The 13093-nt window shown below is 66.0% G+C and carries 12 protein-coding genes; 7 read left to right on the top strand and 5 right to left on the bottom strand.

Translation table 11 applies throughout. From position 1 onward, the window contains the following. The first annotated feature begins 22 nt into the window (after nt 1-22). Nucleotides 23-1339 (top strand): methyl-accepting chemotaxis protein, encoded by a 1317-nt coding sequence (locus ACWKWX_RS08095; RefSeq protein WP_483827451.1) that lies wholly within the window; start codon nt 23-25, stop codon nt 1337-1339. Here ACWKWX_RS08095 and ACWKWX_RS08090 read toward each other — a convergent pair whose 3' ends face one another. Further along, on the bottom strand, nt 1340-3358 hold the full coding sequence (locus ACWKWX_RS08090; RefSeq protein ID WP_483827450.1) for a mechanosensitive ion channel family protein: 2019 nt from the start codon (nt 3356-3358) through the stop codon (nt 1340-1342). 263 nt (nt 3359-3621) lie between these two features. On the opposite strand from ACWKWX_RS08090, the gene ACWKWX_RS08085 reads away from it, so the two are divergent. From ACWKWX_RS08085 to ACWKWX_RS08075, 3 genes are read left to right on the top strand one after another with little or no spacing between them, the layout of a single operon-like run. Continuing rightward, nucleotides 3622-4776, top strand: coding sequence for an MFS transporter (locus ACWKWX_RS08085; RefSeq protein WP_476301017.1), 1155 nt, complete (start codon nt 3622-3624; stop codon nt 4774-4776). 59 nt (nt 4777-4835) lie between these two features. Beyond that, nucleotides 4836-5315, top strand: a complete 480-nt coding sequence (locus ACWKWX_RS08080) for a GFA family protein (RefSeq protein ID WP_483827449.1) — start codon at nt 4836-4838, stop codon at nt 5313-5315. A 57-nt stretch (nt 5316-5372) separates the two neighbouring features. Next, nucleotides 5373-6716, top strand: coding sequence for a hypothetical protein (locus ACWKWX_RS08075; RefSeq protein WP_483827448.1), 1344 nt, complete (start codon nt 5373-5375; stop codon nt 6714-6716). Here the strand turns inward: ACWKWX_RS08075 and qhpR are convergent. After that, the gene (gene qhpR, locus ACWKWX_RS08070) at nt 6661-7716 is read right to left on the bottom strand and encodes an AraC-like transcriptional regulator QhpR (protein WP_483827447.1); all 1056 of its coding nucleotides are present in this window, start codon (nt 7714-7716) and stop codon (nt 6661-6663) included. The two genes, ACWKWX_RS08075 and qhpR, sit on opposite strands and share 56 nt — an antisense overlap. 384 nt (nt 7717-8100) lie before the next feature. Here qhpR and eat point away from each other — a divergent pair, with 384 nt between their 5' ends. The 3 genes from eat to eutC are packed head-to-tail and all read left to right on the top strand — an operon-like array spanning nt 8101 to nt 11697. Continuing rightward, nucleotides 8101-9462 (top strand): ethanolamine permease, encoded by a 1362-nt coding sequence (gene eat / locus ACWKWX_RS08065; protein WP_416423598.1) that lies wholly within the window; start codon nt 8101-8103, stop codon nt 9460-9462. A 15-nt stretch (nt 9463-9477) separates the two neighbouring features. Further along, on the top strand, nt 9478-10872 hold the full coding sequence (gene eutB / locus ACWKWX_RS08060) for an ethanolamine ammonia-lyase subunit EutB (protein WP_483827446.1): 1395 nt from the start codon (nt 9478-9480) through the stop codon (nt 10870-10872). A gap of 9 nt (nt 10873-10881) precedes the next feature. Then, the gene (gene eutC, locus ACWKWX_RS08055; RefSeq protein ID WP_473006160.1) at nt 10882-11697 is read left to right on the top strand and encodes an ethanolamine ammonia-lyase subunit EutC; all 816 of its coding nucleotides are present in this window, start codon (nt 10882-10884) and stop codon (nt 11695-11697) included. Nucleotides 11698-11802: 105 nt separating this feature from the next. Here eutC and ACWKWX_RS08050 read toward each other — a convergent pair whose 3' ends face one another. From ACWKWX_RS08050 to ACWKWX_RS08040, 3 genes are all read right to left on the bottom strand, one after another. After that, a complete protein-coding gene (locus tag ACWKWX_RS08050) occupies nt 11803-12342 on the bottom strand; it encodes a YbhB/YbcL family Raf kinase inhibitor-like protein (RefSeq protein ID WP_483827445.1) in 540 nt (179 codons plus the stop codon). Nucleotides 12343-12375: 33 nt separating this feature from the next. Further along, entirely contained in the window at nt 12376-12858 is a 483-nt protein-coding gene (locus ACWKWX_RS08045; protein ID WP_416423602.1) for a GNAT family N-acetyltransferase, read from the bottom strand. A 4-nt stretch (nt 12859-12862) separates the two neighbouring features. After that, a partial coding sequence (locus ACWKWX_RS08040) for a hypothetical protein (protein ID WP_483827444.1) occupies nt 12863-13093 on the bottom strand: 231 nt, incomplete at its 5' end.

Here is a 13093-nt window from a genome sequence, read left to right as displayed (position 1 = left end):
CTTGCGTATACGAGATGCGACCATGTTCTTCAGCTCCCGCCTGCGGCAGGCCAATGCCGACCTGGAACAACGCCTGGCCCAGCAGACCAGCCTGCTGGCCGCCATCGAACGCAGCATGGCGGTGGTCGAGTTCGACCTCGACGGCGTGGTGCTGCGCGCCAACGACAACTTTCTCCGCACCCTGGGCTACCGCGCCGAGCAGGTCATCGGCCAGCACCACCGCCTGTTCTGCAGCCCCGACTACGCCCGCAGCGCCGGGTACAGCCAGTTGTGGGCGCGCCTGAGGGCCGGTGAATTCATTGCCGACACCTTCCAGCGCGTGGACGCCAGCGGCGCGCCGATCTGGCTGGAAGCCACCTACAACGCCGTGCGCGACGTCCAGGGGCGGGTGGTGAAAGTGGTGAAATACGCCACCGACGTGACGGGCCGCGTGCAGCGCGACAACGACGCCCAGGGGCGCCTGCACGCCATCGACCGGGCCATGGCGGTGATCGAGTTCGAGCCCGACGGCCGGGTGATCAGCGCCAATGACAACTTTCTCGCCGTGACCGGCTACAGCCTGGGGGAAATCCGTGGCAAGCACCATGGCCTGTTCTGCCCGCCCGCGGTACTCAAGGGCAAGGACTACCAGAGCTTCTGGCAGCGCCTGAACAAGGGCGAGTTCTTCAGCGGCCAATTCGAGCGCGTGGGCAAGCGCGGCCAGGTGTTGTGGCTGGAGGCCAACTACAACCCGGTATTCGACGCCAGCGGGCGGCTGGTGAAGGTGGTCAAGTTCGCCTCCGACATCACCGCGCGCATCCTCAAGCAGGCCGAAGACGGCCAGAGCGCCGCCCGTGCCTATCACATTTCCCGTGACACCCGCCGGGCGGCGGAGCAGGGCACCGAGGTGATCCACCAGGCCGCCGGGCAGATGCGCGAGATCGCCACTAACATCGACCATTCCTCGCAGATGCTCGGCCACCTGGGCCAGCGTTCCGAGCAGATCACCACCATCGTCAACACCATCCGCGGCATCGCCGACCAGACCAACCTGCTGGCCCTGAACGCTGCCATCGAGGCCGCGCGCGCCGGCGACATGGGCCGTGGCTTTGCCGTGGTGGCGGACGAAGTGCGGCAGTTGGCTGGGCGTACCAGCGGCTCCACCGCGGAGATCTCGGCGATGATCGAGCGCATCCAGCAGGAAACCCGCTCGGCCATCGCCAGCATGGACGCCACCCGCGAGCAGGCTGGTCGCAGCGTGGCCCTGGCCGACCAGGCAGGCGAGGTGATCGTGCAGATCTGCGAGGGGGCGGGCAGGGCGGTGGAGGCGGTGAGCGTGTTCGCCGGCGAACAGCCCTGATCACGACACCGCCAGCACCGGCTGCGAGTACTGCGCAAACCGTACGTTGTCGCTCTGGTCCACCAGCTTTTTCAAGCGCTCGTTGAATGCCCGGTTCACCCCATACTGCCCCCCGGATATGGTGCGGAACTGGGCGGTCAGGGAGATGCCGTTGAGGTCCATCTTGTCGACCCCGAACACCTGCAGCGGGCCCTGCAGGTTGTGCTTGAGCACGATGTCCTCGCTGATGGAGCGCCCGGCCTCGCGGATCAGCTCCAGCGCGGTGTCGATGTCGCTGTCGTAGCTGACCTGCACCGAGAAGAACGCGTAGGCGAACTGCCGCGACTGGTTGGTGACCGCTTTGATCTGCCCGAACGGCACCGAGTGCACGAAGCCCTTGCCGTCGCGCAGGCGCAGGGTGCGGATGGTCAGGCTTTCCACGGTGCCGGCGTGGCCGGAGTCGAGCACCACCCAGTCGCCGATGGCGATGGTGTCCTCGATCAGGATGAACAACCCGGTGATCACGTCCTGTACCAGTTGCTGGGAGCCGAAGCCGATGGCCAGGCCCACCACCCCGGCGCCCGCCAGCAGCGGCGCGACGTTGATGCCCAGGTTGGCCATGGTGGTGATGGCGCAGATCACCACCAGCACGATCTTGGTGGCGTTGCGCAGCATGGGCAGGATGGTCTTGACCCGGGTGCTGGGCTCGCGGCCGGCGCGCTTGCCCACTGCCGGGGTCAGCGCCTCCTGGATCGCGGTGTCGATCACCACCCACAGCAGCCAGGTCACCAGCAGGATCAGGCCGATGCTGCTCAACGAGTCGCTGATGGCCCGGCCCAGGGAGTTCTGCGCGGCAAAGGTGAGGATCGACACCCCCCAGATGCGCCCCAGCAGTTCGATGAAGGCGATGGCCATGGCGATGCGCGACAGCGCGTGGGCCAGGTTGCGCAACAGTTCCAGGTAGGGCCGGCGGCTTTGCCGCGGAGCGTTTTCGCCGGGCTTGAACAGGTGCTGCAGCAAGGTGCTGAGGAACACCGTGCCCACCAGCAGCAAGGTGGTCAGCAGGGCGCTTTGCAGCGCCTGCTGGCTCTCGGCCCCGGCGCCGATCAGGTGCACCATGGACACCAGGATCATCAACAGGATGGGCAGGTACCACACCCCGGAGAAGATGCGCAGCGACTCCTGAACGGCGCGGTGTTCCAGGCGTTGCTTGAGCGAGCGGTCGCGGATCAGGTGAGCCACCGGGCGGCGCATGCGAATCACCAGCACGGCAAAGGCCAGGGTCGCCAGCAGGCCGCACAGCACCGCCAGGCTGGCGGTGATGTTGCCGCCCAGCTGGCGGGCGATCTGCGGGCTGTTGAGGGCATCGCCCAGGGCCGCCAGGAAGCCGATCACGAACAGCCGCCGCGGCGCGCGCTGGCGCAGGATGCGCACGGCGGTGCGGCGGTGGCCGCTGTCGAACAACACGATCAGGCACAGAATGATCGAGCTTGAGACCAGGCCGCTGCTGGTGGCGTAGGCGAGGCACAGGGCCAGGGCGCGGGCCACGGAGCCGTCGAGGTTGTGGCTGATGGTCAGGGTCAGGGGCAGGCTGATCAGCGCCGGCACGGTGAACGGCAGCAGGTAGTCCAGCAGGCCCTGCACCCGCGGGCGCTGGTGGATGAAGCGCTGGCGCGCCGCGCGCCGGGTGATCCAGCGGCCCAGCAGGCTGAGCACGGCGAAGATCCCCACCCAGCACAGGGTCAGCAGGGCGAAGTCGCCGGCCAGGCTCAGGGCCGAGCGCGCCGAGTGCTGGTTGACCAGGTCGCCGACTTCATCGGCGGCGCGGTCGGCGCGCAGGCGCCAGCTGTCGGCCAGGTGGCCGTCCAGGTCGAGGCTGTCCTGCACCTCGTCGATCCCCGACGACAGGGTACTAAGCAGGCCGCCCTGCACCAGCACCTCAGGTTTCGCCGGCGCTGGGGCTGCTGGGGTGGCCGCGGTAGCGAGGTTGACACTGAGCAGCAGGCCCAGCACCCAGGGCAGAAATGTTTTGGCCTTCATGGATAGCACCCGATTTCTCCTTGCTTGCCGACAGGGGTCTTAGGAACTGATCGACAAAAGCCCTGCAAGTTCGCAAGACATTTGTGTAACCGCGGGACGCGCACGTTGCCCGTAGCAGCTGCCGCCAGGCTGCGTCCCAGGCACCGCGTAACCCCAGGACGCGGCCTGCGGCCGCTGCTACGGGGGGTAGGGGTTGCAATTTTTTTGGGGCGCCACCAAGGTAGTTCGCACATTTCCGTTCAGCGAGATAAGGCTGTCTCCCCATGTCTTCCACTTCTTCGGCAATCCAGGCGGAGCCTGGCAAGCAGGAATTCTTTTCCACCCGCGTGGCCTTTTTCATCGCCGGTTTCGCCATGTCGTCGTGGGCGCCGCTGGTGCCCCTGGCCAAGCTGCGCGCCGGCCTCGACGACGGCATGCTCGGCCTGTTGCTGCTGTGCCTGGGCGCCGGCTCGATCCTGACCATGCCGGTGGCCGGCTACCTCACCGCCCGGGTCGGCTGCCGCCGGGTGATCCTGGTGGGCAGCGCGGTGATGTGCCTGGTGATGCCGCTGCTGGCCACCGTGGCCAACCCGTGGCTGCTGATGGCGGCGATCTTCTGCTTCGGCGCCGGCATCGGCGCCCTGGACTGCGCCATGAACATCCAGGCGGTGCTGGTGGAACGCGCCAGCGGCCGGGCGATGATGTCGGGTTTCCACGGCCTGTTCAGCGTTGGCGGCATTGCCGGGGCGGCGGGCATGACCGGCCTGCTCAGCCTGGGCCTTGAGGCGCTGCCCGCGGTGCTGTGCGTGGTGGCCTTGACCGTGCTGGCGCTGTGGGCCGCTGCCCCGCACCTGCTGACCAGCGGCAACGGCGAGCCCGGCCCGCTGCTGGCGCGTCCCCGGGGTATCGTGCTGTTCCTGGGCGTGCTGTGCTTTATCGTGTTCCAGGCCGAAGGCGCGGTGCTGGACTGGAGCGCGGTGTTCCTGGTGGGCGACCATGGCATGGACCCACGCTACGCCGGCCTCGGCTACGCGGCGTTCGCCACCACCATGACCATCGGCCGCCTGACCGGCGATGTGATCGTCACCCGCCTGGGCGGCGCGCGCGTGGTGATCGTCGGCGGCGCACTGGCGGCGGCCGGCCTGGCGTTGTCGATCCTGGCGCCGAACTGGGCGTTGGCCCTGGTCGGCTACGCGCTGGTGGGCGCCGGCTGCTCGAACATCGTGCCGGTGCTGTTCACCGCCGTCGGCCGGCAGAAGACCATGCCCCAAAGCGTCGCCATTCCGGCCATGACCTCGTTGGGCTACGCCGGCATCCTCATCGGCCCGGCGGCCATCGGCTTCATCGCCCACGCCAGCAGCCTGGCGGTGGCGCTGGGGGTGATGGTGCTGTTGCTGGCGTTCGTCGCCGCCAGTGGCCGGGCCTTGCGCACGGTGTGAACGGCGCGGGTTGCCCGGTGGTCTAGAGTAGCAACGCTCAACCACCGGGGAGTCCCGCCATGTTGCTCGAAGGTTCCTGCCACTGCGGCGCCGTCACGTTCAGCCTCGAAAGCCAGCACCCCTATCCGTACCAGCGCTGCTACTGCTCCATCTGCCGCAAGACCCAGGGCGGTGGCGGCTACGCCATCAACCTGGGCGGCGACGCCGCTTCCTTGCAGGTCAAGGGGCGCAAGCACATCAGCATCTACCATGCGCGCCTGAACCAGACCGACGTCAGCAGCGCCGAGCGGCACTTCTGCAGCCGGTGCGGCAGCGGGCTGTGGCTGTTCAGCCCGGAGTGGCCGGAGCTGATCCACCCCTTTGCCAGTGCCATCGACACACCGCTGCCGGTGCCACCGGAGCACACCCATCTGCTGCTCGATTCCAAGGCGCCGTGGGTGGAGGTGCAGGTGAAGAAGGGCGACCAGCAATTCCAGGGTTACCCGCAGGAGTCGATCGCCCAGTGGCATGAGCGGTTGGGGTTGGTTGCCGACGAGTGATGGCTATTTGGTTCCTGTCAGTTCTGTCAGTTGTGGCTTTCAGGCCAGTGCCGCTTAATGGAACTTCTGTCCATTGACCTCTGGAATGTAGCGACCATGACTGATTATCGCAGTGGTGAAGAAGACCCGCTTTTTTACGGGGGCACTAACGGTGTGCTCCCCCATCTCACCTACGGCGCAACGTTCGATAACAATGCGAGTTTTAAATCAATCTACCTGACTGGTCAGTGGAGTAATCCCAACTATTTCTACATCGCACAGCATTACGACTACGGTTTGCCGACAGGTAAGGAGTATTTCAGTCTCCCCCATGGAGCGGTCACTGCATGTGGCCTGGATTTATTCCTGCAGGCGGATGGCATAGTTGCGCTGGGGGCGTTTACCCTGCCGGATCGTGAAGGATATTTCCCGTTCCTGGGCAAAGTGACTCGTGAACTCGGCCTCGTGACGTCATTTGGCGATTCAGCCACCCCAGGGTATGCCATGCTCGGCCCCGCTTCTGGCGTCCGCAGCGTTGAGGCCTTGGACCGGTTGGTGGCTCGGGTAACGCCGGACAGGATCTACATCCTTGCCGCCGGCGGAGCTTCTCAACCCAATCAGGTGATCTGCCTCGATCTGCAGGGGCGGCTCGATCCTGCATTCAATGGGACTGGGATGTTGGATATCATTGGCCAGCCACCTAAGGATCTGCACTTGCAATCGCTGGAAATTCCAGAGCCCTACAACCGTATCATCCTGGCAGGCCATGAAGCCGCAGTAGCCGGTGCACCACCAGCGGGCGTCTTTGTCGGCGTCACGCCTGGCGGCACGCTGGACGAGGGCTTTGGACCAGGGGGCTTTGTTTACCCAGCTACTCCTGTGACAGGTGTCGAGGTATTCGGGACCTTCCTCAAACATGCCTTGACCTGGGCCGTGGTCGCCGTCGGTAAAGGGCTGGCTGATAGCAAGGATTCCGGATTGCTGATGAGCGTCAATCAGGATGGCAGTCAGGATATCGATTTCAACGGCGGGGAGCCGTTGCTGTTGGGGGATGAGCTGGGCGAGCTCACCTGGCTGCGTGGCGCTCAGGATCCGCGAAATGGCGTCATTGTCGGGGGATACCGGCTCAACCCGTTGAATCCGAATGCGAGCCTGCCCGCATTTGGCCGCATTGGTGTGAATGGTAAATTCGATGCAACGTTTGGCGAGGGGGGCGTAGTGACGATCAGGAATCAGCGTTATTACCCCGGCACCAACAGGGTGTTGGCCATGTTTGTGCAGACTGACAACCGCGTTGTGGTGGTAGGTCTTGTCTCCCAGTCGGGCGACAGGTCCTTCATGCTCGGGTATTTCCTGAAAGACACCGTCATCTTGCAGCCGCCTGCCGCCACTGGCGGGGACTCACCCCTGACCAGCGCTTGAAGGCGCGGGAGAAGGCACTGGTTTCCGAGTAGCCAAGCAGCGGCGCCAACTCGGAAATGGACAGGTTCTGCTGGCGCAGGTACTGCCGGGCCAGGTCCTGACGGGTCTGGTCCACCAGTTGGCTGAAGCTCAAGCCGCAGTCGCGCAGCCGGCGTTGCAGGCCCGAATCAGTGAGCTCCAGCTGTTCGGCAATCAGTTCCAGCACCGGTTCGCCCTGGTGCAACACCGCGCGAATGGCCTGGCGGGCCTGGTCCAGCAGGTCCGGGCCGGCATCGGCGTCGCCCAGCTGGCGGATGGCATCCATCACCAGCATCAGCAGCACCGGGTCATGGCCGGGCATGGGCTTGCCCTGCAGGTCCTGCTTGGGAATCAGGATGGCGTTGCACGGTTGGTCAAAGCGTACCGGCGCGTCGAACACCGCGCGGTGCTCCTGCCAGTCCATGGGCCGTGCGTGCTCGAACTGCACCTCGCGCGGTGCCCAGTGCTGCCCCAGCACATGGCGCACCAGGTTCATGGCCATGCCCATGGTCAGCTCGGCGTCCTGGCGCTTCTCGAGGATGGCGCCGTGGCGCACCTGATAGTCGAAACGGTAACACTCGCCCTGGTCCACCAGCTGGATCAGGGTGCTGTGCTGGTGGAAGGGGAAGGCCTGGGCGAAGTTGACCAGCGCCTCTTCCAGGGTGGCCGAACACAGGCCCACGTAGCCCAGCAGCCCCAGGGCCTGGGGCTTGAACTGCTCGCCGTAGCGCAGGCCGAAATTATCGCAGCCGGTCTGGCGTGCGGCTTCTTCCAGCACCTGGCAATAATTGGGCAGCGCCAGGCTCAGCGTGGGGTGGCGTAGCTGTTCAGCGTCGATGCCGGCATGGCCGAACACCCGGTCCAGGTCGCCGCCGTGGTGGGTGATGAATTGGTCCAGGCCGTTGGCCGCCGCCGACAACACCCCACGGTTGTTCGCCCGGGAGCCTGGGTGCGCGGCGGGGGAAAACAGCGAAGGGGTCATGGCGGTTACCTTGTCAGCGGGGGCATCATGAAAAAACTTCAAGCAAGAGTTGTTCCGGGTTCATGTTTCCGGCGGTGTAGAGGCCTGAACGGCCGATAAGCTGCAATCACCGGCCCCTGACTGGGAATTCCGGTAACCACCCTGTAGCAGCTGCCGAAGGCTGCGTCCTGCCCCCCCACGCGGCGTACCTGCACTACCGCAGCGCGCGTGACGCGGCCTGGAGGCCGCTGCTACATGGTGCACTTGGCGCGCGTCATGCCCCGCCATTGCGCACCCTTCGCCAAACTTGACCGCAGGGCACAAAAGCCGGTTTTACCGGTCAAGTCTTGTAAGCAAATGCTTCGATATGCTGGGCCCCAGGCATCCTCTCGAAGGTACGACACAATGAGCAGCACGCAACTCAAACCGACATTGGGCACCCTCCATCTGTGGGGCATCGCCGTGGGCCTGGTGATTTCCGGCGAGTACTTCGGCTGGAGCTACGGCTGGGGCACCGCCGGCACCCTGGGCTTCCTGGTGACCACGCTGATGGTGGCGGTGATGTACACCTGCTTCATCTTCAGCTTCACCGAACTGACCACCGCCATCCCCAACGCCGGCGGCCCGTTCGCCTACAGCCTGCGCGCCTTTGGCGTGGGCGGCGGGATGATCGCCGGCCTGGCCACCCTGATCGAGTTCGTGTTCGCGCCACCGGCCATCGCCATGGCCATCGGCGCCTACCTGAACGTGCAGTTCCCGGGGCTGGACCCCAAGTGGGCCGCCGCCGGCGCCTACCTGGTGTTCATGGGCCTGAACATTATCGGCGTCAACATCGCCGCCACCTTCGAACTGGTGGTCACGGTGCTGGCGGTGCTGGAACTGCTGGTGTTCATGGGCGTGGTAGCGCCGGGCTTCAGCTTCAGCAACTTCGTGCTGGGCGGCTGGGCCGGCAGTGACACCTTCAGCCTGGGCGCGCTGTCCGGCGTGTTCGCGGCCATTCCGTTCGCCATCTGGTTCTTCCTCGCCATCGAAGGCGCGGCCATGGCCGCCGAAGAAGCCAAGGACCCGAAGAAGACCATCCCGCGTGCCTACATCACCGGCATCCTCACCCTGGTGGTGCTGGCCATCGGCACCATGGTCTTTGCCGGCGGCGTGGGCGACTGGAAGGCCCTGTCCAACCTCAACGACCCGTTGCCACAGGCCATGAAGACCGTGGTGGGCAACAACTCCAACTGGATGCACATGCTGGTGTGGATCGGCCTGTTCGGCCTGGTAGCCAGCTTCCACGGCATCATCATGGGCTATTCGCGGCAGTTCTTCGCCCTGGCCCGTGCCGGCTTCCTGCCGGCTGGCCTGGCCAAGCTGTCGCGCTTCCAGACCCCGCACCGCGCCATCCTCGCCGGCGGCGTGATCGGCATCGCCGCGATCTTCAGCGACGGCCTGGTGAACCTGCAGGGCATGAGCCTGACCGCGGCGATGATCACCATGTCGGTGTTCGGCGCTATCGTGATGTACATCATCAGCCTGCTGAGCCTGTTCCGCCTGCGCAAGATCGAACCGAACCTGGAACGCAGCTTCCGCGCCCCGGGCTATCCTGTGGTGCCGGGCATCGCCCTGGTGCTGGCCGTGGTCTGCCTGATCGCCATGGTCTGGTTCAACGGCCAGATCGCCTGCGTGTTCGCCGGCCTGATGATTGCAGGTGCGGTATTCTGCAAGGTCGTGCTGGGCCGCGGCGCCGCCCGTGTCGCCCTGGCCGGCAACGCTTGAGAAAGGAGTCCTGAAATGAGTGGTTTCGTGCATACCGTGGGTGGCCTGGCCTGGCGTTTCGACAGCCTCAAGGAGCTGATGGCCAAGGCCAGCCCGGCCCGGTCTGGTGACTACCTGGCCGAAGTCGCCGCCGGCAGCGATGCCGAGCGCGCGGCGGCGCAGATGGCCCTGGCGGACGTGCCGCTCAAGCACTTCCTCAACGAAGCGCTGATCCCTTACGAAAGCGATGAAGTGACCCGGCTGATCCTCGACAGCCACGACGCTGCAGCCTTCGCCCCGGTCAGCCACCTGACCGTGGGCGGATTTCGCGACTGGCTGCTGGGCGATGCGGCTGACGAGGCCGCCTTGCGCGCCCTGGCCCCGGGGCTGACCCCGGAGATGGCCGCGGCGGTGTCGAAGATCATGCGCGTGCAGGACCTGGTGCTGGTGGCGCAGAAGATCCGCGTGGTCACAAAATTCCGCAACACCGTGGGCATGCGCGGGCGGCTGTCCACGCGGCTACAGCCTAATCACCCCACGGACGACCCCGCTGGCATCGCTGCCAGCGTGCTCGATGGCCTGTTGTACGGCAACGGCGACGCCATGATCGGCATCAACCCGGCCACCGACAGCCTCAGCGCCATCAGCGACCTGCTGCGCATGCTCGACGGCGTCATCCAGCGCTACGAGATTCCCACCCAGTCCTGCGTGCTCACCCACGTCACCTCGTCCATCGCCGCCATCGAACGCGGCGTGCCGCTGGACCTGGTGTTCCAGTCCATCGCCGGCACCGAGGCGGCCAACGCCAGCTTCGGCATCAGCCTGGAACTGCTGCGCGAAGGCTACGAGGCCGGCCTGAGCCTGAAGCGTGGTACCGTCGGCCAGAACCTCATGTATTTCGAGACCGGGCAGGGCAGCGCGCTGTCGGCCAACGCCCACCACGGCGTCGACCAGCAGACCTGCGAGACCCGCGCCTATGCCGTGGCCCGGCATTTCAAGCCGTTCCTGGTCAACACCGTGGTCGGCTTCATCGGCCCCGAGTACCTGTACAACGGCAAGCAGATCATCCGCGCCGGCCTGGAAGACCACTTCTGCGGCAAGCTGCTGGGCGTGCCCATGGGCTGCGATATCTGCTACACCAACCACGCCGAAGCCGACCAGGATGACATGGACATGCTGCTGACCCTGCTGGGCGTGGCCGGCATCAACTTCATCATGGGCATCCCCGGCTCCGACGACATCATGCTCAACTACCAGACCACTTCGTTCCACGACGCCCTGTACGCGCGCAAGACCCTGGGCCTGCGCCCGGCGCCGGAGTACGAGGAATGGCTGGCGCGCATGCAGATCATGACCCAGGGCGACGGCACGCTGCAGCTAGGCAAGGGCCTGCCGCCGGCGTTCCGCCAGGCGCTGGCACAGTTGAAGTGAGGGCAAGCCATGAGCGATGACCGCAAGCAACCGGCCCAGGCCGACCCCTGGCAGCAACTGCGCAGCCTGACCTCGGCACGCATCGCCCTGGGCCGCGCCGGCACCAGCCTGCCCACCGCTGCGCAGCTGGATTTCCAGTACGCCCACGCCCAGGCCCGGGACGCAGTGCACACGCCGTTCGACCGTGAGCTGCTGGCCGCCAGCCTGAATGGCCAGGCGCTACTGCTGCACAGCGCCGCCAGCGACCGCCACGTCTACCTGCAACGCCCGGACCTGGGGCGGCGGCTGGACAGTGCCTCGGCCAGGCTGCTGGACGAACACCGCCAGCTCAACCCCGACGGCTATGACCTGGCCGTGGTGATCGCCGACGGCCTGTCGTCACTGGCGGTACGCCGGCATAGCGTGCTGATGCTGCAGTTCATCGACGAAATGGCCGCTGCCGAAGGCTGGCGCCAGGCGCCGGTGAGCCTGGTGGAGCAGGGGCGGGTGGCGGTGGCCGACGAGATTGGCGAACGCCTGGGCGCGCGCATGGTGGTGATCCTGATCGGCGAACGGCCGGGCCTCAGTTCGCCCGACAGCCTGGGGCTGTACTTCACCTACGCGCCGCGGGTCGGGCTTAACGACGCGGCGCGCAACTGCATCTCCAACGTGCGGCTGGAGGGCATGAGCTACGCCATGGCGGCGCACAAGCTGTTGTACCTGATGCGCGAGGCGTGGCGGCGGCAGCTGTCGGGGGTGAACCTCAAGGATGAGGCGGTGGTGCCGGTGGTGGAGGGCGGAACCGGCCCAGGCAACTTCCTGCTCGGCCCCCATCACGCCTCGTAGCCGCTGCCGCCAGGCTGCGCTGGCCCTACGCCTCGCTGGAAATCTCCTGGGTTCACACCGGCCAGCGCAGCCTGCGGCAGCGGCTACAGCGCGTGCGGTGCTGCGCTAGCGACCGTAGCGCCGCACCACGCTGGTGTTGGCCAGGATATGCCCCTTGATTCGCGCCAGGAGGTCATCACGGGTCAGCCCGGCCGGCAGCGCATCCGCCGCCAGGTCCAGCGCATAGAGCTGAATCACGTAGTGGTGCGGGTTTTCCCCCACCGGCGGGCACGGCCCGCTGTAGGTGGCCAGGCCCTTGCTGTTGCTGCCGCCCACACCTTCGATCTTGCCCTTGAGGCTGGCGTCGGCGCCCACCTCATGGGTGCTGGCCTTGATGCCATAGTGCACCCAGTGGTCCACCCCCAGGCCTTTCTGGCCGTCAGGGTCGTGAATGGTCACGGCGAAGCTTTGCGTGCCCTGGGGCACGTTGCTCCAGCTCAGCGCCGGCGATACGTTCTCACCGCCGCAGTCCCCGGTGTTGCCGGCATTGGCCTGGCGCAGCAGGGCGTTGTCGTCGCCATCCGGGGTCCTGAGCGTGAACGGCGCTGCCTGGGCCAGCAATGGCAAGCACAGGCAGGCAGCAAGGGCAATCGAGCGTGGCAACATGGAACCTCTCCTTTTATCCCGTTGCCAGCCAGTCTAGTCGGCCTGGGCGAAAGCCTTGAGCGAATCGCCGGCCAGGCGGTAGCGAATCCACTCGGGCTGGGCGGCGGCGCCGATGGATTCGTAGAATTTGATCGCCGGCTCGTTCCAGTCCAGCACGCTCCATTCCAGGCGGCCACAGCCGCTGTCGTGGGCAATCTGCGCCAGGTGCTTGAGCAGCGCCTTGCCGGCACCCACGCCGCGGTGTTTCGACGACACGTACAGGTCTTCCAGGTAAATGCCCTTGCGGCCCAGCCAGGTGGAGTAGCTGAGGAAGTACAGGGCAAAGCCGACTGGCTCGTCGTCCAGCGAGCACACCAGGGCGCGGGCGTAGCCTTCGGGGTCTTCGAGGCTGCGGCGGATATCGTCGACGTTGGCGACGACCTCATGCTCGGCTTTTTCGTAGATGGCCAGCTCAGTGATGAAGCCCAGGATCAGTTCGGCGTCGGCGGGGGTGGCGGGGCGGATGTGCAGGGGCAAGGGCTTATTCCTCAGGCCAGGGAAAACTGCCATTGTGCCTGACTGTGTCAGGGCTGCGCATCACGCTATCGCGTAGCCGCTGCCGCGAGGCTGCGCTGGCCAGAAATGCCAGAAAAATCTCAAGCGAGGCAGCTGTTGCTTTTGCTTCCGTGAGGCCTTTGATCTTGATTGTGTGCCCCATAAAGCGCCAGGGCCGACTGGAGGCGTTGGCCAAGCGGTCCCCGGCGTAGCCGGG

This window comes from Pseudomonas imperatae (genome assembly GCF_057128625.1).
Note: the sequence above shows the minus strand (reverse complement) of the source record. Positions and strands in the feature narration are given on the sequence as shown.

Coding starts and splice junctions, on each gene's coding strand:
- qhpR (WP_483827447.1), bottom strand. CDS start 7,716: ATGACCCCTTCGCTGTTTTCCCCCGCCGCGCACCCAGGCTCCCGGGCG.
- ACWKWX_RS08090 (WP_483827450.1), bottom strand. CDS start 3,358: ATGAAGGCCAAAACATTTCTGCCCTGGGTGCTGGGCCTGCTGCTCAGT.
- ACWKWX_RS08080 (WP_483827449.1), top strand. CDS start 4,836: ATGTTGCTCGAAGGTTCCTGCCACTGCGGCGCCGTCACGTTCAGCCTC.
- ACWKWX_RS08085 (WP_476301017.1), top strand. CDS start 3,622: ATGTCTTCCACTTCTTCGGCAATCCAGGCGGAGCCTGGCAAGCAGGAA.
- eutB (WP_483827446.1), top strand. CDS start 9,478: ATGAGTGGTTTCGTGCATACCGTGGGTGGCCTGGCCTGGCGTTTCGAC.
- ACWKWX_RS08075 (WP_483827448.1), top strand. CDS start 5,373: ATGGAACTTCTGTCCATTGACCTCTGGAATGTAGCGACCATGACTGAT.
- eat (WP_416423598.1), top strand. CDS start 8,101: ATGAGCAGCACGCAACTCAAACCGACATTGGGCACCCTCCATCTGTGG.
- ACWKWX_RS08095 (WP_483827451.1), top strand. CDS start 23: ATGTTCTTCAGCTCCCGCCTGCGGCAGGCCAATGCCGACCTGGAACAA.
- eutC (WP_473006160.1), top strand. CDS start 10,882: ATGAGCGATGACCGCAAGCAACCGGCCCAGGCCGACCCCTGGCAGCAA.
- ACWKWX_RS08050 (WP_483827445.1), bottom strand. CDS start 12,342: ATGTTGCCACGCTCGATTGCCCTTGCTGCCTGCCTGTGCTTGCCATTG.